Origin of the sequence: Micromonospora halophytica (assembly GCF_900090245.1) — a bacterium.
In the GTDB taxonomy this organism is placed as follows: Bacteria; Actinomycetota; Actinomycetes; order Mycobacteriales; family Micromonosporaceae; genus Micromonospora; species Micromonospora halophytica.
In genome coordinates, this window is the sequence record NZ_FMDN01000019.1 from 1 (window position 1) to 23,043 (window position 23,043).

The window sequence follows — 23,043 nt, forward strand, 5'->3', positions numbered from 1 at the left end:
GGGGGGGTGGGGGGGAGTCAGGGGAGGACGGCGGCTTCTTCGGCCTCGACCTGGCGGTTCCAGTCCGGCTTGGTGGAGCGCCAGCCCTCGTCGTCCATGCCGCGACGCCAGTAGCCGGAGATGGAGAGGTCGGCCCGGGGCACGGCCCGATCGACCCGCAGCAGCCGGCGCAGGTCCTTGACGAAGGTGGCCTCGCCGTGGACGAAGGCGTGCACCCGGCCGGGCCGGAACTCCAGTGCCCGCACGGCCTCGACCAGCGCCGTGCCGACCGGCCGGTCGCCCCGGTGCAGCCAGGTCAGCTCCACCGCGCCGGGGCTGGGCAGCGGCTGCTCGTCCGCCGGCCCGTCCACCTCCACGAAGACCACCGCCGGGGCGCCCACCGGCAGCCGCTCCAGCGCGGCACCGATCGCCGGCAGGGCGCTCTCGTCGCCCACCAGCAGGTGCCAGTCCGCCGTCGGATCCGGCGCGTACCCCCCGCCGGGGCCGGTGAAGAGCACCTCGTCCCCGGGTCGCAGCCGAGCCGCCCAGGGCCCGGCCAGCCCCTCGTCACCGTGGTGCACCACGTCGAGGGTCAGCTCACCGGCCAGCGGATCCCAGGCCCGCACGGTGTACGCGCGTAGCCGCGGCCACTGCTCCGCCGGGTACTCCCGCTTGATGGTGGCCAGGTCCACCGGGTGCGGGTAGGTCACCCCGTCCGGCGGAAAGACCAGCTTCACGTAGTGGTCGGTGTACTCCCCCACCGGCAGCCCGGCCAGTTCCTCCCCGCCGAGGACCACGCGGACCAGGTGCGGGCTGGGTCGCTCGGTCCGCAGGACCCGGGCGGACGTGACTTTCTTGGGGCGGTCGGTCATACGGTTAGGCTAGCCTCACTCGGGCGGTGACCCCCACCGGGTCGCCACCGACCCCTGGTCACGCCGCCGGGACGACGGGGTCAGCCCGCAGGACGGCGGGTCAGCGGCCAGGGCGGACCAGGCGGTCGTGCCAGGCCACCGCGGCCGGGTCGGTGAGCGAGGCGACCTGGTCGACGACCACCCGTAACCGGGCGACGTCGGTGCCGGCGGCCCGCCACAGCGGGGCGAAGACCGGGTCGAGCGCGTCGGGCGCCCGGTCGGCCAGCACGCTCACCAGGTCGGTCAGGATCTCCCGCTGCCGGTCGTAGCGGGCCCGGGCGTCCGGGCGGCGCATCACGTACCGCCAGGCGATCCCTTTGAGCAGCGCGCACTGGGCCCGGATCCGGCGGGGCACCACCAGGTCGGCGGCGTAGCGGCGGTGCGGGCCGGGACCGAAGCGCTCCCGGGTGGCGGCCACCACGCCGGCGACGAACCGGCCGGTGAGCACGCTGGTGGTCGCCTTCAGGGCCACTTGCGCCCGGTGGCTGCCGTCGTAGGCGGCGAGTCGGGCGAGCACCGGCTCGTCGAGCAGGTCGACCAGCACCTCGTTCAGGTCGGCCGGGGACTCGCCGGAGTAGACGGCGGCCACGTCCACGCAGAGGGCGGCCCGCTCGTCCGGGTCGTCGAGCAGTGGGCGCAGCGAGACGTACCCGCCGTGGATGCCGTCCTCGACATCGTGCACCGAGTACGCCACGTCGTCGGACCAGTCCATCACCTGCGCCTCCAGGCAGCGGCGGACGCCGCCGTCCGGCACGCCGGCCCGCAGCCAGTCGAAGACCGGCCGGTCGTCGGCGTACACGCCGAACTTGCGCTGCCCGGAGCGGCGGGGCCAGGGGTACTTGCTGACCGCGTCGAGGGAGGCCCGGGTGAGGTTCAGCCCGGCGGGGACGCCGTCCGGGCCGAGCACCTTGGCCTCCAACCGGGTCAGCACGCGCAGTGTCTGGGCGTTGCCCTCGAACCCGCCGCAGCCGGCGGCCAGCCGGTCGAGGGCCTCCTCGCCGTTGTGCCCGAACGGCGGGTGTCCGAGGTCGTGGGCGAGCCCGGCGGTGTCCACCACGTCCGGGTCGCAGCCCAGCCGGGCGCCCATCTCCCGGGCGATCTGGGCCACCTCGAGCGAGTGGGTCAGCCGGGTACGCAGGAAGTCGTCGGTCCCGGCGACGTGCACCTGGGTCTTCGCGGCGAGCCGGCGGAACGCGGCGGAGTGCAGCACCCGGGCGCGGTCCCGCTCGTACGGCGACCGGCCGTGGCCGGTGTCCTTCGGCGTCTCCTCGACGAAACGCCGGGCGTCGGCGGGCTCGTCGTCGCGCGGGCCGGCGAGGTGCGTGTCGGACGGCTCGACCGGCACCGTCAGCCCTGCTGCCGCAGCACGCAGAACTCGTTGCCCTCGGGGTCGGCGAGCACCGTCCACCCGACGTCGCCCTGGCCGATGTCGACGTGCCGGGCACCCATGTCGACCAGTCGCTCCACCTCGGCCTCCAGGTCGGCGGGACGCAGGTCGAGGTGCAGCCGGTTCTTGGTCTGCTTGTCGTCGGTGACCGGCACGAAGACGATGCCGGGCAGCCGCTCGGCGGACTGCCGGATCTCCACCTCGTCCGGCTTCTCGGTGACCACCTGGTAGCCCAGCGCCTCGGCCCACCAGCGGGCCAGCCGGGCCGGATCGCGGGCGTCGACGGTCAAGCTTGCCCAGACGCTGGTCATGCGGCCACCCTTCGCCGGTCGTACGCAACTCGTCGCGGGAGCCAGGTTACGCCGCGCCGTCGGAGTCGGCGCGTCGGCGAACGGGACGCGACGGGTCCGCAACCCACCGTTCAGTCGAGAGTTGCCGCCCGAGTGCCGACCGTAACGGGATCGCGAGGTGGGCATGGCGTTCGGTAACGTGCCGGGAGCGGTACGTGAGGACGCGACGATCGGGGGACGCTCGTGCACGTTGACACGGTGATGGAGACAGAGCTGCGAGGGCTGCGCCGGCGTCGGCCGGAGGTGGCCGGGACGGTGCTGGCCGGGCGCGACGGGCTGCTCATCTCCAGCGACCTGCCGACGACCGACGCCACACACCTGGCAGCGCTCGCCGCGGTGAGCCACGGGGTGGGGCAGCAGGTCGCCGACACGGTACGCGGCGGCAGCTTCCGGGAGTCGGTGGTGCACACCTCGACCGGGTGCGTGATCACCTATCCGGCCGGGCGGCATGCGCTGCTCACCCTGGTCACCGAGGCGGGCAGCGACCTGGCGGGTCTGCACGAGGAGGCCCGGGCGGTGGCGGAGCGGGCCGGCGCGGCGGTCGACTCGCAGCGGGTCGGCGCGACGCCGGTGCCCGAGGTGCACGCCGCGCTGACCACGCGCACCCCGGTGGGCACGCTGGCCCGGCGACGTCCGGGCGCCACGACCGACTGGGGCTAGGCGGGTGTCGACGGTGGCTCCGGGCGGCCCGGAGCCACCGTCGACGACATGCTCAGCGGCTGTCGGATCCGTCCGTCTCGACGGCCGCACGACCGGCCTCCAGCCGGGCCACCGGAACCCGGAACGGCGAGCAGGAGACGTAGTCCAGCCCGACCTCGTGGAAGAAGTGCACCGAGTCGGGGTCACCGCCGTGCTCGCCGCAGACGCCGAGCTTCAACTCCGGGCGGGCCGCCCGGCCTTCCTCGGCGGCGATGCGGACCAGCCGGCCGACCCCCTCGCGGTCGATCGACTCGAACGGCGAGATGCCGAAGATGCCCAGTTCGAGGTAGCGCCAGAAGAACGCGCCCTCGACGTCGTCGCGGGAGAAGCCCCAGCCCATCTGGGTGAGGTCGTTGGTGCCGAAGGAGAAGAACTGCGCCGCCTCGGCGATCTGGCCGGCGGTCAGCGCCGCCCGGGGCACCTCGATCATGGTGCCGATGAGTACCTCGACACCGCTGTCCCCGACCACCTCGGCGATGATCTTCTCGGCCTCGGCGCGTACCGTCTCCAGCTCCTGCACGGCGCCGACCAGCGGGACCATGATCTCCGGCCGGGCCACCGCGCCGGCGCGGGTGACGGTGACCGCGGCCTCCGCGATCGCCCGGACCTGCATGGCGAACAGGCCGGGGATGACCAGGCCGAGGCGGACGCCGCGCAGGCCCAGCATCGGGTTCTCCTCGTGCATCCGCCGGACGGCGGCGAGCAGCGCCTCCTCCTGGGCCACGTCCTCGCCGCGTTCCTGGGCGACGGCGACGTTGACCGCGAGCTGCTCCAGCGGCGGCAGGAACTCGTGCAGCGGCGGGTCGATCAGCCGGACGGTGACGGGCAGCCCGTCCATCTCCCGGAAGATCTCCTCGAAGTCCGCCCGCTGCAACGGCAGCAGCGCGGCGAGCGCCGACTCCCGCTCGTCGTCGGTGCGGGCCAGGATCAGCCGCTCGACCAGTTCCCGCCGGTCACCGAGGAACATGTGTTCGGTGCGGCACAGGCCGATGCCCTCGGCGCCGAACCGCCGCGCCCGCGCCGCGTCGGCGCCGGTGTCGGCGTTCGTCCGGACCAGCAGCCGCCGCCGGGCGTCGGCGTGGCCCATGATCCGGTGTACGGCCCGGACCAGCGCGTTGTCGATGTGTTCCGGGTCGAGGCTGCCCTCGAAGTACTGCACCACCTCGGACGGCATGACCGGCACCTCGCCGAGGTAGACCTTGCCGGTGGTGCCGTCGATGGAGACGACGTCGCCCTCGACCACGGTGTGCCCGCCGACAGTGAACCGCTTCGCCGGGACGTCGACGTCCAGTTCGTCGGCGCCGGAGACGCAGGTCTTGCCCATGCCCCGGGCGACCACGGCGGCGTGGCTGGTCTTGCCGCCACGCGAGGTGAGGATGCCCTGGGCGGCGATCATGCCGTTGAGGTCGTCGGGGTTGGTCTCCCGGCGTACCAGGATCACCGCCTCCCCCTCGGCGGCCAGCTCGACCGCGCGGGCGGAGGTGAAGACCACCTTGCCCGACGCCGCGCCCGGTGACGCCCCGATCCCCTTGGCCACCGGCTGGAAGTCGTGGTCGAGCCGGAACCGGGGGAACATCAGCTGGGCGAGCTGTGCGCCGTTGACCCGGTGCAGCGCCTCGTCCAGGTCGATCAGGCCCTCGTCGACGAGCTGGCCGGCGATGACGAACGCGGCGGCGGCGGTGCGCTTGCCGACCCGGGTCTGGAGCATCCAGAGCTTGCCGCGCTCGATGGTGAACTCGATGTCGCAGAGGTCCCGGTAGTGCCCTTCCAGGCGGGCCATGATGTCGAGCAGCTCGTCGTAGGACTTCTTGTCGAGCTGCTCCAGCTCCTGCAACGGGACGGTGTTGCGGATGCCGGCGACGACGTCCTCGCCCTGGGCGTTGGCGAGGTAGTCGCCGTAGATGCCCTGCGCGCCGCTGGCGGGGTCGCGGGTGAAGGCGACGCCGGTGCCGGAGTCGGGGCCGAGGTTGCCGAAGACCATGGAGACCACGTTGACCGCGGTGCCGAGGTCGGCCGGGATGCGCTCCTGGCGGCGGTAGAGCACGGCGCGCTCGGCGTTCCACGACTCGAAGACGGCGCGGATGGCGAGGTCGAGCTGCTCGCGCGGCTCCTGCGGGAACTCCCGCCCGGTGTGCTTGGCGAAGATCTTCTTGTACGCGTCGACCAGCCCGCGCAGGTCGTCCGCGTCGAGGTCCAGGTCGTTCTTCGTGCCCTTGGCGCGCTTGGCCTCGTCGAGGGCGTGCTCGAACTCCTCGCCGGGCACCTCGCAGACGGTCTTGCCGAACATCTGGATCAGGCGGCGGTAGGAGTCCCAGGCGAACCGGTCGTTGCCGCCGGCCTGCGCGCTGAGCCCGACCACGCTGCGGTCGTTGAGGCCGACGTTGAGGACGGTCTCCATCATTCCGGGCATGGAGAACTTGGCGCCGGAGCGTACGGAGACCAGCAGCGGGTCGTCCGGGTCGCCGAGGCGGCGGCCCATCTCCCGTTCCAGGGACTCCAGGTGTGCCTCGATCTGGTCGGCCAGCCCGTCGGGCTCCCGGCCGGTGGCCAGGTACGCCTTGCACGCCTCAGTGGTGATGGTGAAGCCGGGCGGGACCGGCAGGCCGAGATTGGTCATCTCGGCCAGGTTGGCCCCCTTGCCGCCGAGCAGGTCCTTGAGCTCCTTGTTGCCCTCGGCGAAGTCGTAGACGTACTTGTGATCGACCGTCTCTTGCGCTGCCACCAGAGCCTCCCACGCACGCCGGATTGACACTTAACGAAGGTTCAGTTTGCTGGTACCCCGGGGCCGACCGCCGGTAATCCGGCGTCGTCAGCGATCGGTGGGCGAAGGTTAAGCGAACATCGAGTGGGCTGGCACCGTTCGTGACGATAGGCACAGCCATCACGACTATCCGCGTTCGTGGTGGTTTCTGGGAACGCTTCCACGCGCACGATCACGCAACTCCCGACCCCCCTCGTACCCTTGACGGCGCTGGATCCGCTGAACCTGACCATTGCCATATCCGTCGCAAATACACCCCGGAGCCGTCGCCGTGCCGACCACCCCGTCCACCCGCCCCGAGACCGGCCAGGAACCCGCCGGCCTGCCCGTACACCGGCCACCCGCCGCCGACCTGGCCCGGGCGGCCGGGGAGTTCCTCGCGCCATCGGCACCGGTCCGGCTCGGCGACGTGGTGCCGGCCCCCGAGTCGGTCGCCGAGGACCCGGCGGCCGACTTCACCCTTCCCGCCGACGCCGTGATCCGGGTCAGCGCCGGCGCGGCCGCCCGGGACGTGGCCGGGCACCTTGCGGAGCTGCTGCGCCCGGCCACCGGCTGCCCGCTCCCGGTCACCGGCCTGCCGCCCGCAGGAGCCGACCGGTTGACACTCACGCTGACCGGGGTCACCGCCGGGGCGGGCACGGAAGCGGCCGGGGACGCCGTCACCGCCGCGCCGGCCACCGGAGGGAACGCCCGCACGATCGCCGGGACCGACCCGGCCGACGACCTCGGCGACGAGGGGTACCGCCTCGACGTCACGCCCGCCGAGGTACGGATCACCGCCGGCACCGCCGCCGGCCTCTTCCACGGCGTGCAGACGCTGCGGCAACTCCTTCCGGCGGCGGTCGAGAGCCCGACCCCGGTCGACGCGCGCTGGGTGGTCCCCGGCGGCGTGATCGTCGACCGGCCGCGTTTCCCCTACCGGGGCGCGATGCTCGACGTGGCCCGGCACTTCTTCACCGTCGCCGACGTGCTGCGGGTGATCGACCACCTGGCCCGGTACAAGCTCAACCACCTGCACCTGCACCTCACCGACGACCAGGGCTGGCGGATCGCGGTCGACTCCTGGCCCGCGCTGGCCGGCGTGGGCGGGGCCACCGAGGTGGGCGGTGGCCCCGGCGGGCACTACACCACCGCGGACTACCGGCGCATCGTCCGGCACGCCGCCCGCCGGCACGTGACGGTCGTCCCCGAGATCGACCTGCCGGGCCACACCAACTCGGCGCTGGTCGCGTACCCGGAGCTGGCGCCGGGGAAGGTCGCGCCGCCGCCGTACACCGGGACCGAGGTCGGCTTCAGCTACGTCGACCCGGCCGACGAGCGGACGTACGACTTCGTCGACGACGTGCTCGGCGAGGTGGCCGCCCTCACCCCGGGCCCGTGGCTGCACATCGGCGGCGACGAGGCGTTCAAGGTCAGGGGCGCGGCCTACACCGGCTTCGTCGAGCGGACCCAACGGATCGTCGCCGCGACCGGCAAGACAGTCATCGGCTGGCACCAGATCGCCCCCGCCGCGCACGCCGCCGGGCGGGTGCTCCAGTGGTGGGGCACGAACGGCGACGACCCGGAGATCGCCGAGTCGGTACGCCGGGGCGCCCGGCTGATCCTCTCCCCCGGCAACCACGCCTACCTCGACATGAAGTACGCCCCGGACACCCCGATCGGCCACGACTGGGCCGGCCTGATCGACGTGCGCCGCGCATACGACTGGGACCCGGGCGCGCACCTGACCGGGGTGCCGGCCGAGGCGGTGCTCGGGGTGGAGGCCCCGCTCTGGACCGAGTCGGTCACCACGCTGGCGGAGGTCGAGTTCATGCTCTTCCCCCGGCTGCCCGCCCTCGCCGAGCTGGCCTGGTCACCCCGGGCCACGCACGACTGGGCCGGGTTCCGTGACCGGCTGGCCGGGCACGGCCCCCGCTGGAGCACCGCCGGCATCACCTTCCACCGCTCCCCGGAGGTGCCCTGGCCGGTGGAGCCGACCGACGGTGACCGGGGGCCCTCGCGCCGAATCCCCACCCAGCCCGGCCCGGACGCCGCCGAGACGCCCGCGCCCACGGCGGCCACCACCGACGGGTGACCGCCCCGGTGGGGTCAGTCCCGGCAGGCCTCGGCGACGGAGAGGCTGTCCTCGTAGACGTGGTGGCGGGTGATGAGCCCGTCCTGCACCGTGAGGTGCAGGGCGAACCGGGTGCGGAACCTCTTCCCGGTACGGCGCACCGTCTGGGACGTCTCGCCGATCACGACGGCGTGCGGCCCCTCGACGAGGATGTGCGTGACCGTGGCCGAGCCCTGTCCGGACACGGCGGAGGCGGCCAGGGTGCGATGGTGGTCGGCGACGTCCGCCCGGGTGGCTCTCGGGCGGATCCAGGGCACGTCGGGATGTGTGGCGTCCGGCCAGTCGACCTGCCAGTCGACCTGCTCGGCGTACACCTCGGCGATCCGGTCGGGGTCCTCCCCCGCGACGATGCGGGACAGGAGTTCGTCGACCGTGCTGCGGGTGGTGGACATGCTGTTCCTCCTCGGTGTCGGTGTCGTGGTGGGGTCGGTCATCGCCGGGCGCGGCCGCGCAGCACCGACGCCGTGTGCCCGTCGGCCGGGTAGAACGACTCGATGGACAACTCGGCCAGGGTGACGTCCAGGGGCGTGCCGAACGTCGCGATGGTGCTGAGGAAGACCAGTTCCCCGGCGTGCCGCGCGTCGGGGCCGCGTCGATTACCTGCCGGGTAATCGCCGACGGTCTGATCCACCGTCACGGGCCCGCTACCCGGCAGGTTCCTGGACAAGGTGCCCGCATCGGCCTGATCCGCGTGAAGCCTCCGCCCGGCCGGTGCCCCCGGCCGGGCGAGGCGCACACGGTGAGCAGTGGGCTGTGGGGCGCGGGGTGCGTGGGCTGGGCGTTCGTGGGCCCCGCTGGGGTGGATGTCCGGTCTGACCTGCGGTGTCCGGTGGCCGGGGCCACCCCGGTGGCGGAATCGGTGACCGGGCCGGGGCGTTGTACATGGCATAACCCCGGCGCTCCCTCACCCGGGACGCCACCCGGAGCGGCCCCGACGGAATGCGGGCCAGGCCGGGTCGGTTACATCCCCCGGGACACCGACCCCGGGTTCGTGGAATGCGGGCCCCGCCGGGTTGGTTACATCCCCCGGACACCGAGGCCCCACCCCACGGAATGCGGGCCCGGCCCGATCGGTTACATCCCCCGGACACCCGAGCAGGCCCCGCCGCCAGGTCCCCCGGACCCGCGCAGGCACCGCCGCCGGAGACGTCCCCCGAACCTCCCCCCTTTTTTGCGGCACACCGCCCCCCAGCGCGCTGCCGCATCCCCCTGACGCAGAAGGAGCAACCCCATGCGTACCGACATCCTGCGCAAGACCGCCCTCACCGCCATCACCATCACCGCCACCGCCGGCGGCATCGCCGGCCCCGCCCTCGCCGCACACGCCGCCCCCACCGACAAGCCCGCGGCGCAGACCGAGCGCAAGCCCGGCGGCGAGCGACAGCTCAAGGTCGACTACGAAGCCCAGCCCAACTTCTACTACTGCGGCCCCGCCGCCACCCGCAACGCCCTGTCCGTGCTCGACAAGGACATCGACGTCGACGACATGGCCAAGCGGATGGGCACCACCGAGGCCGGCACCAACAGCATCAACGACATCACCCCCGTCCTGAACAAGGAAGCCGGCAAGGGCGACGTCTACCGCACCGTCGAAATCAAGACCGGCAAGGCCGACACCAAGCAGACCGACAAGCTGCGCGCCGATATCGTGCGCACCGTCGACAACGGCCGCGCCATCGTCGCCAACATCGCCGGCACCGCCACCGACACCGACGGCGGCACCCACTCCTTCGAAGGCGGCCACTACATCGCCGTCACCGGCTACCAGGACAACGGCAACACCGTCACCATCGCCGACTCGGCCAACCCGGCCACCGCCAGCTACGAGATGGACATCGACACCCTCGCCGACTGGATCGCCACCCGCGGCTACTCCCACTGACCCACCACGACAAGGGCCGACCCCACCACGGGGCCGGCCCTTCGTCGTACCGGGGTCAGCCGCCCGAGTCGGCCAGTTCGGCGCCCTCGGGGACGGTGTCGTCGTCCCGGCTGGCCAGCCAGCCGTCCGGCAGGAAGACCTTGCCCGGGGAGTTCGTCCGGCCGCGCGGCTGACCGAGCGTCTCCACCGGGAACGGCGCGGTCGGGTCGAGCTTGCCGAGCAGGTCGTCGAGCTGGGCCAGGCTCTCGATCATCGCCAGCTCGCGGCGCAGCTCGCTGCCGACCGGGAAGCCCTTCAGGTACCAGGCGACGTGCTTGCGGAAGTCGGTGCAGCCGTCCCGCTCGCCCCGCGCCGGCGTACGCGACCCGGCGGTGAACTGGTCGACCAGCAGCTCGGCGTGGCGGCGCATGGTCGCCGCGACCTCGCCGAGCTGCGGCAGCCGCCGCTCGGGGCGGCCGTTGAAGGCGGCCTCCAGGTCGGCGAAGAGCCACGGCCGGCCCAGGCAGCCGCGCCCGATCACCACGCCGTCGACCCCGGTGTGCGCGACCATCCGCAGCGCGTCGTCGGCCTCCCAGATGTCGCCGTTGCCGAGCACCGGCACGTCGAGGGACTGCTTGAGGGTGGCGATGGCGTCCCAGTCCGCCGTACCCGAGTAGCGCTGCGCGGCCGTACGCCCGTGCAGGGCGACCGCCGCGACCCCGGCGTCCTGGGCGGCGAGCCCCGCCTCGACGTACGTCAGGTGGTCGTCGTCGATGCCCTTGCGCATCTTCACCGTGACCGGCACCCCGGCGGGTGACGCGGCGTCCACCGCGGCCTTCACCAGCCGGGCGAAGAGCCGCCGTCGCCACGGCAGCGCGGAGCCGCCGCCCTTGCGGGTCACCTTCGGCACCGGGCAGCCGAAGTTCAGGTCGATGTGGTCGGCGAGATCCTTCTCCACCACGATCCGCACCGCCCTGGCGGTGATCTCCGGGTCGGTGCCGTAGAGCTGGAGGCTGCGCGGCTGCTCGTGCTCCCCGAAGGCGATCATGCGCAGGGTCTTCGGGTTCCGCTCCACCAGCGCGACGGTGGTGATCATTTCGCAGACGTAGATGCCGCCGCCCTGCTCGCGGCAGAGCTGCCGGAAGCCGACGTTGGTGATGCCGGCCATCGGGGCGAGCACCACCGGCGGCCACACCTGGTGCCGCCCGAGGGTGAGCGGGCGGAGCGCGACGGGAGCGGCGGGACTGGTCACGTACCCAAGAATCCCATGCCCGCGACGGTGGCCCGGCCGCCGGTGGCCGGCCGCCGCCGCGATGGTGAGCGAACTCGCACCGCGACGGCGACCGGCGGACGGGTCAGACGGTGCCCGGGTTCGACAGGATCAGGCCGGAGACGTCCACGATGACCGACGTCGCGGCGCTGACATGGATCGCGAAGCACAGCGGCCGGCCGTTGTGGCTGCCGAGCCGCACCTCCACCAGGTTGGAGAGGATCTGGTTCGGCCCCCACCAGTTCAGCGACGAGGTCCTCGGCCGGGCGATCGAGGAGCTGTACGCGGTCAGTACGCCGGCCGAGACGGTGCCGGCCACGGTGATGTTCACGTACGCGGTGGTGGCCCGCTCCGCCAGCGCCGGAGGCACGTTCTGCACGGTCAGGTGGATCACCTGACCGGCGTTGAGCTTCCCGGAGCTGACCACCGAGGTGGAGCTGACGATGTGCGCGGTGTACGCCGACAGCGACCGGGTGTCCAGGACGCGTTGCGGCCGGACAGCCATCGTCCGGTTCGCCCAGCGGGAGGTGTTGACGTACGCCTTCCGGCCGCCCTGGCCACCGATCACCAGATCCCCGACCGGCGTGACGGCGAGGGAGCCGGTGGGCAGCTCCGGCGGGATGTGCTCCTCGTTGGTGGGCACCAGCCGCAGCGAGTCGACCGAGCCGAGCGCCAGCGTCGGGTTGCTCTCCGACCCGCCGACCAGCTCGGTCTCCGCCGTGCCGGCGTCGTTGACCTGCCCGATCAGCACCGGGTCGCCGGCGTCGGCGTGCGCCGGGGTGGCCACGAGCGCCGCCGCGCCGAGCCCGGCGCCCGCCGCGACGCCGGTGGCGATGATCCGCCGGCGGGTGCTCGACGAGGACTCCTCGCTGGTCATGCCCCTGCTCTCCTCGGCTCCGTGGTCACGCACCGCCCCGCACCCCCCGGTCGTCGGCGACGGCGGCACGCAGGTCGCTGGTGCTCGCGGTCTTCGGGTTGTTGATCGACACGTACTCGGGGTGGGCGACCAGCAGACCCGTGACGTCGAGGATCACCGCGGCGGCGCTCTTCTGCAGGCGGATGCGGACCACGTCCGGCTCCTCGCCGGACGCCATGACCTGGGTGATCACCCCGTTGGAGAGCAGTTGCCCGGCCGTCCACCAGTTGATGGTGGAGGCCGACGGCAGGACACCGCCGCCCCAGACCGTGGCGAAGCCGCCCTTCTCGGTCTTGGTGACGGTGACGTTGCCGATCAACCCCTCGATGTCGTACCCGATCCCGGCCAGGGTCACGACCAGCTCGGTCTCGGCGAGCGCCCGGCCCTGCGCGTCGATCCGGTCGGCGCCCTGGACCAGCCGGGCCCGGCCCGCGCTGCTGCGGGTGTCGAGCACCCGGGTCGGCGGAATCGGGACCAGCATGGTGGCGTTCGCCGTGGTCAGCGTCGTGTGCCGGGTGCTGCCGTCGGAGACGCTGAGGCCGTACGGGCTCGGCGCGACGGTGCCGGCGGGCGCGGCCGGGCCGCCGGTGGCGCCGGGCACCCCCAGCCGCAGCGTCGGGCCGTCCGGGTTGCGCAGCACCAGGGTGGCGCCCCCGTTCGGGGCGGCGCTGCGGACGGTCGTGGTGCCGCCCTGGTTGGTCTCGCCGAGCTTGACCGGCGTACCGCTGGCAGCGGCCGGCGTGGCGGTGGCGGCGGTCGCGGCGACCGCCGCGCCGCCGGTGACGGCGGCGCGGCGCAGCAGCGTACGCCGCGACGTGGAGCGGTCGGACGTCATCTCATTCCCCCGTGACGTGGTGGTTCGCCGGGCCGGCGACGTGGGCGTGGAACCGCCGGGCCATCAGCCCTCGTCCTTGAGCAGCACCTGGTGCGGGTGCCCGACCAGCAGGCTGGTCAGGTCCACGATCACGTGGGTCGGCGAGGCGGTGGCCTGCAGGGTCAGCACGCTGCGGTACGACCCGACGGCCCCGAGCTGGCTGAAGAGGAAGTTGGACAGGATGGTGCCCGCGGTCGACCAGTTCACCGTGGACGCCGTCGGCTTGGCGCCGCTGCCCCAGACGGTGAGCACCCCCGCCCCGGTCATGCCGACCACGGTGACGTTGCCCTTGACCGCGTAGCCGTCCCGGACGTACGCGTCCAGTGCGAGCACCACCGGCACGCCCGGCTGGAGCCGGCCGTTGGCGTCCAGCGCCCCGGAGACGAGGTTGCGGCGCAGGTTGACGTCCCGGGTGTCAAGGACCCGGGTGGGCGGGACGGCGACGGAGGTGGTGGCCCACTCGCTCGTCCACACCCAGCCGCTGGTCTCGGCCCGGTCGGTCCGGACGAACATGCCGCGCTCCTGGTCGACGGCCACGGTCCCGGGCGCGGCGGTCAGCGTGGCCGCCGGGGAGAGCGCGCCGGGCACCAGCCGCAGCGGTGCGCCGGAGGTGTTCGCCAGGTGCAGCGGAGGCTGCCCGGCGTCGTGCAGCAGCGTGGTGCTGGCGGTGCCGGCGTCGTTGGTCGTACCCAGGACGAGGTCGCCGCCCGGGGCGGCCTGGGCGGTGCCGGGCAGGCCCACTGCGGCGGCGATGCCCGCCCCCGCGCCACCGGCGGCGACCGTGGCGGCGCGGCGCAGCAGGCGCCGCCGCTTCGGGTCGTGGTCAGAGTCCTGTTGCGGCGTCATGCGCACACCCCCGTGACGAGATTCGACGCCGAATGCTCGCACGAGATCAGGTACCACTCAACCAGCCGTCCGGTGTGAACGGCGACGGCCCCGCCCGCGGGTGGCGGGACGGGGCCGTCGGATCGTCGGATCAGCAGCCGGGCAGGCGCTCGATCAGGTAACGCTCCACCTGGTCCAGGGCGACCCGCTCCTGGGCCATGGTGTCCCGGTTGCGCACGGTCACCGCGTCGTCGTCGAGGGTGTCGAAGTCGACGGTGACGCAGAACGGGGTGCCGATCTCGTCCTGGCGGCGGTACCGGCGGCCGATCGCCTGCGAGTCGTCGAACTCGACCACCCAACGCTTGCGCAGCTGCGTGGCCAGCCCCTTCGCCTTCGGCGAGAGCGCCTCATTGCGCGACAACGGCAGCACCGCCACCTTGACCGGGGACAGCCGCGGGTCGAAGCGCATCACGGTGCGCTTGTCCACACCGCCCTTGGTGTTCGGGGCCTCGTCCTCGTCGTACGCCTCCAACAGGAACGCCAGCACCGCGCGGGTGAGGCCGGCGGCCGGCTCGATGACGTACGGCAGCCAGCGCTCGCCCTTGGTCTGGTCGAAGTAGGACAGGTCGACGCCGGAGTGCTTGCTGTGCGTGGCGAGGTCGAAGTCGGTGCGGTTGGCGATGCCCTCCAGCTCGGCGAACTCGCTGCCGCCGAACCGGAACCGGTACTCGATGTCGACGGTGCGCTTCGAGTAGTGGGAGAGCTTCTCCTTGGGGTGCTCGTAGAGGCGCAGGTTGTCCGCCGACAGGCCGAGGTCGAGGTACCAGTTCCAGCGCTCGGAGAGCCAGTACTCGTGCCACTGCTCGTCCGAGCCCGGCTCGACGAAGAACTCCATCTCCATCTGCTCGAACTCGCGGGTGCGGAAGATGAAGTTGCCCGGGGTGATCTCGTTGCGGAACGACTTGCCGGTCTGCGCGATGCCGAACGGCGGCTTCTTGCGGGCGACCGTCTCCACGTTCTTGTAGTTGACGAAGATGCCCTGGGCGGTCTCCGGGCGCAGGTAGTGCAGGCCCTCGTCGCTCTCCACCGGGCCGAGGAAGGTCTTCATCAGACCGTTGAACATCTTCGGCTCGGTGAAGGTGCCCTTGTTGCCGCAGTTCGGGCAGTTCAGCTCCGACAGCGAGGTCAGTGGCTTGCCGTGCTTCTCGGCGTACGCCTCCTCGAGGTGGTCGGCGCGGAACCGCTTGTGGCAGGACTGGCACTCGGTGAGCGGGTCGACGAACTCGGCGATGTGGCCGCTGGCCTCCCAGACCTTGCGGGCCAGGATGACCGCGGAGTCCAGGCCGACGACGTCGTCGCGCTGCTGGACCATGCTCTTCCACCACTGCCGGCGGACGTTCTCCTTCAGCTCCACGCCGAGCGGACCGTAGTCCCACGCCGACCGGGTGCCTCCGTAGATCTCGCTGGAGGGGAAGACGAAGCCTCGGCGCTTGGCGAGGCTGACGACGGCGTCGATACGGTCGGCTGGCATGTTTCCTCCTACGCCGACTGGCGGTCGGCGGGGACGCGATGTGGATGGAACGGAACAGTTCGGGACAACGGTACGACCAGCGGCACCCCGAGCCCAGCAGAATACCGGGGCCGGGTCAGTTGACCCCGCAGACCTCCAGCCCGGCCGTCTGCTGGTCAGGGGCGAGCGTCACCGTCTGCACGTCCTGCCCGCCACCGCTGAAGGTCACGTCGACCGGCACGGTCAACGTGTTCGGGTCGACGTCGCCGATCCGGTAGGAGGCCACCGCCGGCTCGTCGGACATCCGCCGGGCGAACTCGGCACGCGACTCACGCCGCTGCGCGGAGTCGCAGAGCGTCTCGTACGCCTTGTTGTACTCCTTGCGCACCAGCGCGCCGTAGTACGCGTCGGTGATCGCCTCGCCCTGTTCCTCGGTGGCCTGGATGCTGCTCACGGTGAGCCCGACCAGGGCGGTGCCGCCACCGCCGCAACAGATCAGCAGCGCCAGCGCGCCGACCCCGAGCCCCAGCCAGAGCCGCTTGCGGCCGCCCTCGGTGGGCGGCGCGGCGAACGGCGGGGCGACCCCCGGGCCGGGCGGCGGGGTGGGCACGCCGTCGGCGGAGGGCGAGGCCTCGCCCCGGCCGGGCATCTCGGGGTACGGCGACGGTGCTGCCGGGCCGGGTGCGGTCATAGGTGCAGGGTAGTGCCCACCGTCCCGCCGGTGCCGCCGCGCGGGGAGATCATTCAGCGGTGCGGGTGCGCGGCCCGGTCGCTGGCGGCCACCACGACCTCGCCGGCCGGGGCGGCGCTGGCCAGCGTCTCGTACGCCGACGGCTCGTCGACCGACTCGGCGAGCAGCGGCACGGCGGCGATCTTGACGTCGAAACCGCCCAGCGCCCGCCGGTACGCCCCGACCGACTCCCACTCGGTGAGCAGGCACCAGTGCCGCGGGTCGTCGAGCGCCCGCAGGAGTTCGCCGCGCAGGTAGCCGGGGCGGGCGGCGAGCGCCGCGAGCGCGGCGTGCGCCCGGGCGACGAAGTCGTCGGCGACATCGGCGTCGACCACGAACCGGTTGGTCACCTGCACCGGGTTCCTCCTCGTAGAGTCTGTGGGATGCAGCGTACGCAGAACCTCCTGCTGGCCCGGCTGGCCCGGGCGAACCCGACCTCGGTGTTCCTCGCCACGCTGGTGCTGGTGCTGGTGGCGTTCTTCGCGCCGGGGCCGGTCGGCGGCGTGTTGCTGCTGGCACTCGCCGCCGGGTTGGTCTGGCTGATGGCGACGACCTGGCCGGTCCAGGCTCCCCGCACCCGGGTGGTGCGGCTGCTGATGCTCGCCCTGTTGATCGCCGTGGCGCTGGCCAAGCTGCTCTGACATGCAATCATGCGTTTTTGACAATCATTCTCGTTGTCACGGAGAGTTGATGTCATGAACATCCGCTCCGCTCCGCGCGCCCTGGCCGCCGTGACCGCCCTGCTCGCCCTGGGCGGCACCGCCGCCTGCTCGTCCGACGGCGTCGGCGCCGACCCGCAGCGGGTCGACGTGGTGGCCGCCTTCTACCCGCTGCAGTTCCTCGCCGAGCGGATCGGCGGGGACGCGCTCAGGGTCACCAACCTGGCCAAGCCGGGTGCCGAGCCGCACGACCTGGAACTCAGCCCGGGCCAGGTGAGGCAGGTCGCCGAGGCGGAGCTGGTCGTCTACCTCAAGGGCTTCCAGCCGGCCGTGGACTCCGCCGTCGACCAGAACGCCGGCGACCGGACCTTCGACGTGGCGACCGTGCAGCCGCTGCTGACCACCGCGCAGGCCGGCCACGACCACGAGGGCGAGGGTGAGGCCGGTCACGCCGAGGAGAAAGCCGGCGCCCCCGACCCGCACCTCTGGCTCGACCCGACCCGGCTGGCCACGGTCGGCGACAAGCTCGCCGCACGGCTCGGCAAGGTCGACCCGGACCGGGCCGCCGACTACACCGCCCGGGCCACCGCGCTCCGCGCTGAACTGGAGAAGCTCGACGCCGAGTTCACCGCCGGGCTGAAGACCTGCCAGCGCCGGGAGATCGTGGTGAGCCACACCGCCTTCGGCTACCTGACCGAGCGCTACCGGCTGGAGCAGGTCGGCATCTCCGGGCTCAGCCCCGAGAGCGAGCCCAGCCCGCAGCGGCTGGCCGAGGTCGCCGAGGAGGCCCGGGAGCACAAGGCCACCACGATCTTCTTCGAGACGTTGGTCAGCCCCAGGGTCGCCGAGACCATCGCCGCCGAGGTCGGCGCGAAGACCGCGGTGCTCGACCCCCTCGAAGGGCTGTCGAGCGACAACGGCGGGGACTACCTTTCGGTGATGCGTACCAACCTGCAGAGCCTGAGGACGGCGTTGAGCTGCTCGTGACACCACCTGTCATCACCGTCACGCACGGGGTGGTCGGCTACGACGGCCGCGCCGTGCTGCGTGACGTCTCGCTGTCCGTGACCGCCGGTGAGGTGGTCGCCGTCCTCGGCGCCAACGGCTCCGGCAAGTCCACCCTGATCCGCGCCGTGCTGGGCCTGGTGCCGCTGGCCGCCGGTTCCGTCGAACTCTTCGGCACCCCGCTGCGCCGGTTCCGGCAGTGGCGGCGCATCGGGTACGTACCGCAGCGCCTCGGCGCCGGCAGCGGCGTACCGGCCACGGTGCGGGAGGTGGTGGCCTCGGGGCGGCTGGCCCGGCGGGGCGTGCTGCGCCCGCCGGGGCGCGCCGACCGGGAGGCCGTCGAGGAGGCGCTGCGGGCCGTCGGGCTGGCCGACCGGGCCGGTGACCCGGTCGCCACCCTCTCCGGCGGTCAGCAGCAGCGCACCCTGATCGCCCGGGCGCTCGCCGGCCGGCCGGAGCTGCTGGTGCTCGACGAGCCCACCGCCGGGGTCGACGCGGCCAGCCAGGAGGCGTTCGCCGGGGCGCTGAGCGACTTCGTCGCCGGCGGCGGCACCGTGCTGCTCGTCGCGCACGAGCTGGGGCCGCTGCGCCCGCTGATCAGCCGGGCGGTCGTCGTCCACCAGGGCGGCATCGCCCACGACGGCGCGGTGCCCGAACCCGCCGGTCACCACGCGGAGCCCGATCACGACCACGTGCACCCGCACGGTCCCGACGAGCCCGCCGGGCTGTGGAGCAGCTGATCATGGAACTCTTCCAGTACCCCTACATGCAGCATGCGCTGATCGCCGCGCTGGTCATCGGCCTGGCCGCCCCCGCGCTCGGCATCTACCTGGTGCAGCGGCGGCTGGCCCTGATCGGTGACGGCATCGGACACGTCGCGCTGACCGGGGTCGGCGCCGGCCTGTTGTTCCAGCGCTCCCCCGTGATCGCGGCGGTGATCGCGGCGACGCTGGGCGCCGTCGCCGTCGAGCTGGTCCGCGCGCGCGGGCGCACCTCCGGCGATCTCGCGCTGGCGCTGCTCTTCTACGGCGGCATCGCCGGTGGGGTGATGCTGGTCGGGCTCTCCGACGCCACCAGCGCCAGTCTCAACGCGTACCTGTTCGGGTCGCTGATCACCATCTCGCCGCAGGACCTGGTCACCATCGTGGTGCTCGGCGTGGCGATCCTCGTCATGATGCTGGCGCTGCGGCCGGCGCTCTTCGCGGTCTGCCACGACGAGGAGTACGCCCGGGTCGCCGGCCTGCCGGTGCGGGCGCTCAACATGCTGCTCGCGGTCGCCGTCGCGGTCACCGTCACCATCGCCATGCAGGCGGTCGGCGTACTGCTGATCAGTGCGCTGATGGTGGTGCCGGTGGCCACCGCGCAGCAGGTCACCCGGGGGTTCCGCAGCACCATGACGGCCGCGATGGCGCTCGGCCTCTTCGCCGCCGGCGCCGGGGTGTGGGTGGCGGCCACCGCCGACACCGCCCCGGGCGCGTCGGTGGTGCTGCTGGCCATCGCCTCCTTCCTCGTGATCGCGGTCGGCTCGGCGCTCTGGCGGGTGCTGCGCCGCCGGGCCACGCCCGCCGCCGCGCCCAGCCCCGAACCGCACGAGGTCGTCCTGCGATGACGCCACCCCGCAGGCCGTCGGCGATATTGGTTACCGTTGCAGGGTGACCGCCACGAACGGGTACGACGCCTACGAGGGCGCGGGCGACCTGCTGCGCGCCCTCTCGGCCCCGATCCGGCTGGCGATCGTGAGCGAACTCGCGCAGGGTGAGCGGTGTGTGCACGAGCTGGTGGAGAGGCTCGGCGCCCCGCAGCCGCTGGTCTCCCAGCACCTGCGGGTGCTGCGGGGCGCCGGCGTCGTACGCGGCTCCCGGCGGGGCCGTGAGATCGCGTACGCCCTGGTCGACGAGCACGTCGCACACATCGTGGCGGACGCGGTGAGCCACGCCGGGGAGGGATCGTGAACGAGCGCGGCGAGCGGGGAATCCGGCGGCCTCGGCCGCTCGCCGGCCGCGGAAAGGCGGGGACATGAGCGAGACAGCGGCGCTGCGGAACACCCGGCAACGCACGGCGGTGAGCGCACTGCTCGCCGAGGTGGAGGGCTTCCACAGCGCGCAGGACCTGCACGCCATGCTGCGGCAGCGGGGCGAGCGGGTCGGGCTCACCACCGTCTACCGCACCCTGCAGGGGCTCGCCGACGCGGGTGAGATCGACGTGATGCGCCCGCCGGGCGGCGAGCACCTCTACCGCCGGTGCAGCGAGGGGCACCACCACCACCTGGTCTGCCGGGGCTGCGGCCGGACGGTCGAGGTGGCCGGCCCGGCCGTGGAGACCTGGGCGGAGCGGGTGGCGGCCCAGCACGGCTTCTCCGACGTCAGTCACACCATGGAGATCTTCGGCACCTGCCCGCGATGCACCGGCTGACCGACGTCGCGGGGGATGCCGGGTGCGGCCCGCCGTGGCACGCTGTCCGGCGTGAAGATCTACGCTGATCGCTCCCCCGTCTTCCTCCGCCAGCTGCTCACCGACCTGCTCGTGGCCGTCTGGGTGTACGCGGCGATCCGCTTCGCCCTGTGGCTGCACGACCTGGTGCAGCGGCTCGCCGTACCCGGTCGGAAGCTGGAGGGGGCGGGCGGCGGCCTCGCCGACAACCTGGCCGAAGCGGGCGGCAAGGTCGGCCGGGTGCCGCTGGTCGGCGACGAGCTGACCGCGCCCTTCACGCGGGCCGCGGACGCCGCCCGCTCGGTCGCCGAGGCGGGCCGCGACCAGCAGGAACTGGTCGGCCAGCTGGCCCTGGCGTTGAGCGTCGCGGCACTGGTCTTCCCGCTCGGGCTGGTGCTGTTCGGCTGGCTGCCGTTGCGGGTCCGGTGGATGCGCCGGGCGGCCTCGGCGAAGGCGCTCGCCGCCGCGCCGGCCGGACGGGACCTGCTGGCCCTGCGCGCACTGGTCGGCCAGCCGCTGCGGAAGCTGACGACAATCGATCCGGACGTGGCCGAGGCGTGGCGGCGCGGCGACGACGCCACCGTCGACGCGCTCGCCGCGCTGGAGCTGCGGCGGCTCGGCCTGCGGAGCGGCCGCTGACCCGAGCCGCACCGGCCGCGACCCGCACCGGGCAGGCCGCGGCCTGTGCCGCGACGCCCGGGGTCAGCGCTGCGGCGGGATGCGGCGGCGCACGTCCTCGGCGGTGGAGGGGCCGGCCTGCCAGCGGGCCACCCAGGGGGCGTCGGCCGGCGGGGTGATCACGCCCTCCTCCAGACCGGCGTACCGGCCGGCGAGGATACGCTTCGCGGCGGCCACGTCGACCGAGTCGGTGTTCTGCCACAGGGCGGTGAAGAGCTGCTCGACCCGGACCCGGGCCTGGCGGCAGAACAGGTCGGCCAGCTCGACGTTCTCCGGACGGGTGTCCTTCTCCGCGTACGCCCGGACGCAGACCGCGCTCATCGCGAACAGCTCCGCGCCGATGTCCACCACCCGGCCCAGGAACGCCTGCTTGCGCTCCATCTTTCCCTGCCAGCGGGACATCGCGTAGAAGGTGGAGCGGGCCAGCTTGCGCCTGTACCGTTCGACCTGGCGCAGGTGGCCGGCGAGCGGCCCGAACTCGCCGTACGCGTTCGGGCTCTGGCCCCGGCCGACGGCGAGGGTGGGCAGCCACCTGGCGTAGAAGGCGCCGGCGCGTACCCCCGCCTTCGCCTTGCGGCCGAGGCCGGCGTCCGGGTCGATGATGTCGCCGGCGACCGAGAGGTGGGCGTCGACGGCCTCCCGGGCGATCAGCAGGTGCATGATCTCGGTCGAGCCCTCGAAGATCCGGTTGATCCGCAGGTCCCGGACGAGCTGCTCGACGGCGGCCGGGCGTTCGCCCCGGGCGGCGAGCGAGTCGGCCGTCTCGTAGCCGCGCCCGCCCCGGATCTGGACCAGCTCGTCGCCGATCTTCCAGGCCATCTCGCTGGCGTAGAGCTTCACCAGCGCCGCCTCGATCCGGATGTCGTTGCGGTCGTCGTCAGCGAGCAGGCAGCACAGGTCGAGCATGGTCTCCATGCCGTACGTGGTGGCGGCGATGAAGGCCAGCTTCTGGGCGACCGCCTCGTGCTCGCCGACCGGCCGGCCCCACTGCACCCGGTCGGCGGCCCACTCCCGAGCCACGTTCAACGCCCACTTGCCCGCGCCCACGCACATCGCCGGCAGCGACAGCCGGCCGGTGTTCAACGTGCTCAGGGCGATCTTCAGCCCCTTGCCCTCGCCGCCGATGACGTTCTCTTTCGGCACGAAGACGTCGTGGAAGCGGGTGAGGCTGTTCTCCAGGCCGCGCAGGCCGACGAAGGCGTTGCGCCGCTCGACGGTGATGCCCTCGCTGTCGCCGTCCACCACGAACGCGGTGATGCCGCCGCGCCGGCCCTCGCCGGCCGGGACGCGGGCCATCACCACCAGCAGGGTGGCGACGGTGCCGTTGGTGGCCCAGAGCTTGACCCCGTTGAGCCGGTAGCCGGTGCCGTCGGCGGTCGGCTCGGCGACGGTGGCGAGCCGGGCCGGGTCGGAGCCGACATCCGGCTCGGTGAGCAGGAACGCGGAAACCTCGCCGGCGGCCAGCCGGGGCAGGAAGGCCTGCTTCTGCTCGTCGGTGCCGAACATCTTCAGCGGCTGCGGCACCCCGATGGACTGGTGGGCGGAGAGCAGCGCCCCGATCGCCGGGCTGACCGAACCGGCCAGCATCAGCGCCCGGCAGTAGTGCAGGTTGCTCAGGCCGAGCCCGCCGTACCTCCGATCGATCTTCATGCCGAACGCGCCGAGCCGGGCCAGCCCGTGGAAGACCTCGTCGGGGATCCGGGCGTCCCGCTCGATGGCGGCGCCGTCCACCTCGGAGCGCAGGTACGCCTCGAAGTCGGCGAGAAACGCCTCGGCCCGGGCGTCGTCCGCCGGGTCGGAGCGGGGCCACGGGTCGATCAGGTCCAGCCGGAACCGGCCGAGGAAGAGTTCCCTGCCGAAACTGGGCCGGTCCCAGGCCGCCTCCCGGGCCGCCTCGGCGACCTGGCGGGCCTCCTTCTCGGACACCTGGCCCGCCTCGGCGGGCAGTGGCCCGGCGCCGTCGGCGGTGGATCGGTTGTGGTGCGTCGTGGTCACGGCTGCCCCCTCGAACCTCGGTCCGGATGCGTCAACGTGCTCGACACGAGCAACGCTACCCCCGGGTGTTACCCAGGGGTAGCGTTGTGT

24 protein-coding genes are annotated in these 23,043 nt (G+C 73.1%); 10 read left to right on the forward strand and 14 right to left on the reverse strand.

Annotated elements, in window-relative coordinates; translation table 11 throughout:
* Positions 1–17 precede the first annotated feature (17 nt).
* The 3 genes from GA0070560_RS21340 to GA0070560_RS21350 form a co-directional block, all read right to left on the reverse strand.
* Positions 18–851 (reverse strand): siderophore-interacting protein, encoded by an 834-nt coding sequence (locus GA0070560_RS21340; protein ID WP_091300745.1) that lies wholly within the window; start codon positions 849–851, stop codon positions 18–20.
* Positions 852–951: 100 nt separating this feature from the next.
* Positions 952–2,235 carry a deoxyguanosinetriphosphate triphosphohydrolase gene (locus GA0070560_RS21345; RefSeq protein WP_091300747.1) on the reverse strand — a complete coding sequence of 428 codons (1,284 nt, stop codon included), beginning with the start codon at positions 2,233–2,235 and terminating at the stop codon, positions 952–954.
* Between the two features lie 2 nt (positions 2,236–2,237).
* Positions 2,238–2,588, reverse strand: a complete 351-nt coding sequence (locus GA0070560_RS21350) for a VOC family protein (RefSeq protein WP_091300749.1) — start codon at positions 2,586–2,588, stop codon at positions 2,238–2,240.
* Positions 2,589–2,828: 240 nt separating this feature from the next.
* Here GA0070560_RS21350 and GA0070560_RS21355 point away from each other — a divergent pair, with 240 nt between their 5' ends.
* Positions 2,829–3,287, forward strand: a complete 459-nt coding sequence (locus GA0070560_RS21355; RefSeq protein ID WP_245675644.1) for a roadblock/LC7 domain-containing protein — start codon at positions 2,829–2,831, stop codon at positions 3,285–3,287.
* 52 nt (positions 3,288–3,339) lie between these two features.
* On the opposite strand, the gene ppdK is transcribed toward GA0070560_RS21355, so the two are convergent.
* Positions 3,340–6,048: a pyruvate, phosphate dikinase gene (gene ppdK / locus GA0070560_RS21360; protein ID WP_091300753.1), complete on the reverse strand. Its 2,709-nt coding sequence runs from the start codon at positions 6,046–6,048 to the stop codon at positions 3,340–3,342.
* 289 nt (positions 6,049–6,337) lie between these two features.
* On the opposite strand from ppdK, the gene GA0070560_RS21365 reads away from it, so the two are divergent.
* Complete coding sequence (locus GA0070560_RS21365) at positions 6,338–8,161, forward strand: beta-N-acetylhexosaminidase (RefSeq protein WP_425412688.1); 1,824 nt, start codon at positions 6,338–6,340, stop codon at positions 8,159–8,161.
* Positions 8,162–8,175: 14 nt separating this feature from the next.
* Here GA0070560_RS21365 and GA0070560_RS21370 read toward each other — a convergent pair whose 3' ends face one another.
* A complete protein-coding gene (locus tag GA0070560_RS21370) occupies positions 8,176–8,592 on the reverse strand; it encodes a nuclear transport factor 2 family protein (RefSeq protein WP_091300757.1) in 417 nt (138 codons plus the stop codon).
* A gap of 38 nt (positions 8,593–8,630) precedes the next feature.
* Positions 8,631–8,837, reverse strand: a complete 207-nt coding sequence (locus GA0070560_RS30115) for a hypothetical protein (RefSeq protein WP_091300759.1) — start codon at positions 8,835–8,837, stop codon at positions 8,631–8,633.
* Between the two features lie 594 nt (positions 8,838–9,431).
* On the opposite strand from GA0070560_RS30115, the gene GA0070560_RS21380 reads away from it, so the two are divergent.
* On the forward strand, positions 9,432–10,082 hold the full coding sequence (locus GA0070560_RS21380; protein ID WP_091300761.1) for a C39 family peptidase: 651 nt from the start codon (positions 9,432–9,434) through the stop codon (positions 10,080–10,082).
* A gap of 55 nt (positions 10,083–10,137) precedes the next feature.
* Here the strand turns inward: GA0070560_RS21380 and dusB are convergent, their stop codons facing one another.
* From dusB to GA0070560_RS21415, 7 genes are all read right to left on the reverse strand, one after another.
* Positions 10,138–11,313, reverse strand: coding sequence for a tRNA dihydrouridine synthase DusB (dusB, locus tag GA0070560_RS21385; protein WP_091300763.1), 1,176 nt, complete (start codon positions 11,311–11,313; stop codon positions 10,138–10,140).
* 103 nt (positions 11,314–11,416) lie between these two features.
* Positions 11,417–12,241, reverse strand: a complete 825-nt coding sequence (locus tag GA0070560_RS21390; RefSeq protein WP_139131560.1) for a hypothetical protein — start codon at positions 12,239–12,241, stop codon at positions 11,417–11,419.
* The gene (locus GA0070560_RS21395; protein WP_091300767.1) at positions 12,234–13,082 is read right to left on the reverse strand and encodes a hypothetical protein; all 849 of its coding nucleotides are present in this window, start codon (positions 13,080–13,082) and stop codon (positions 12,234–12,236) included. Before GA0070560_RS21395 ends, GA0070560_RS21390 begins: the two co-directional genes overlap by 8 nt.
* Positions 13,083–13,145: 63 nt before the next feature.
* A complete protein-coding gene (locus GA0070560_RS21400) occupies positions 13,146–13,967 on the reverse strand; it encodes a hypothetical protein (RefSeq protein ID WP_091300769.1) in 822 nt (273 codons plus the stop codon).
* A 130-nt stretch (positions 13,968–14,097) separates the two neighbouring features.
* Positions 14,098–15,477 (reverse strand): glycine--tRNA ligase, encoded by a 1,380-nt coding sequence (locus tag GA0070560_RS21405; RefSeq protein ID WP_091300771.1) that lies wholly within the window; start codon positions 15,475–15,477, stop codon positions 14,098–14,100.
* Positions 15,478–15,592: 115 nt separating this feature from the next.
* Positions 15,593–16,066 (reverse strand): hypothetical protein, encoded by a 474-nt coding sequence (locus GA0070560_RS21410; RefSeq protein ID WP_091300967.1) that lies wholly within the window; start codon positions 16,064–16,066, stop codon positions 15,593–15,595.
* A 134-nt stretch (positions 16,067–16,200) separates the two neighbouring features.
* On the reverse strand, positions 16,201–16,542 hold the full coding sequence (locus GA0070560_RS21415) for an antibiotic biosynthesis monooxygenase family protein (RefSeq protein WP_091300774.1): 342 nt from the start codon (positions 16,540–16,542) through the stop codon (positions 16,201–16,203).
* Between the two features lie 27 nt (positions 16,543–16,569).
* On the opposite strand from GA0070560_RS21415, the gene GA0070560_RS21420 reads away from it, so the two are divergent.
* The 7 genes from GA0070560_RS21420 (at position 16,570) to GA0070560_RS21450 (ending at position 20,919) form a co-directional block, all read left to right on the forward strand.
* Entirely contained in the window at positions 16,570–16,827 is a 258-nt protein-coding gene (locus GA0070560_RS21420) for a DUF6703 family protein (RefSeq protein WP_091300776.1), read from the forward strand.
* A gap of 54 nt (positions 16,828–16,881) precedes the next feature.
* On the forward strand, positions 16,882–17,832 hold the full coding sequence (locus GA0070560_RS21425; RefSeq protein ID WP_091300778.1) for a metal ABC transporter substrate-binding protein: 951 nt from the start codon (positions 16,882–16,884) through the stop codon (positions 17,830–17,832).
* The gene (locus tag GA0070560_RS21430) at positions 17,829–18,590 is read left to right on the forward strand and encodes a metal ABC transporter ATP-binding protein (RefSeq protein ID WP_091300780.1); all 762 of its coding nucleotides are present in this window, start codon (positions 17,829–17,831) and stop codon (positions 18,588–18,590) included. The genes GA0070560_RS21425 and GA0070560_RS21430 overlap by 4 nt, the downstream gene beginning before the upstream one ends.
* Positions 18,591–18,592: 2 nt before the next feature.
* Positions 18,593–19,459: a metal ABC transporter permease gene (locus GA0070560_RS21435; RefSeq protein ID WP_091300968.1), complete on the forward strand. Its 867-nt coding sequence runs from the start codon at positions 18,593–18,595 to the stop codon at positions 19,457–19,459.
* A 43-nt stretch (positions 19,460–19,502) separates the two neighbouring features.
* The gene (locus GA0070560_RS21440) at positions 19,503–19,802 is read left to right on the forward strand and encodes an ArsR/SmtB family transcription factor (RefSeq protein WP_091300782.1); all 300 of its coding nucleotides are present in this window, start codon (positions 19,503–19,505) and stop codon (positions 19,800–19,802) included.
* A 64-nt stretch (positions 19,803–19,866) separates the two neighbouring features.
* On the forward strand, positions 19,867–20,262 hold the full coding sequence (locus GA0070560_RS21445) for a Fur family transcriptional regulator (protein ID WP_091300784.1): 396 nt from the start codon (positions 19,867–19,869) through the stop codon (positions 20,260–20,262).
* 51 nt (positions 20,263–20,313) lie between these two features.
* Entirely contained in the window at positions 20,314–20,919 is a 606-nt protein-coding gene (locus tag GA0070560_RS21450) for a hypothetical protein (RefSeq protein WP_091300970.1), read from the forward strand.
* A 63-nt stretch (positions 20,920–20,982) separates the two neighbouring features.
* Here GA0070560_RS21450 and GA0070560_RS21455 read toward each other — a convergent pair whose 3' ends face one another.
* Complete coding sequence (locus GA0070560_RS21455) at positions 20,983–22,953, reverse strand: acyl-CoA dehydrogenase family protein (protein WP_091300785.1); 1,971 nt, start codon at positions 22,951–22,953, stop codon at positions 20,983–20,985.
* Positions 22,954–23,043 lie beyond the last annotated feature (90 nt).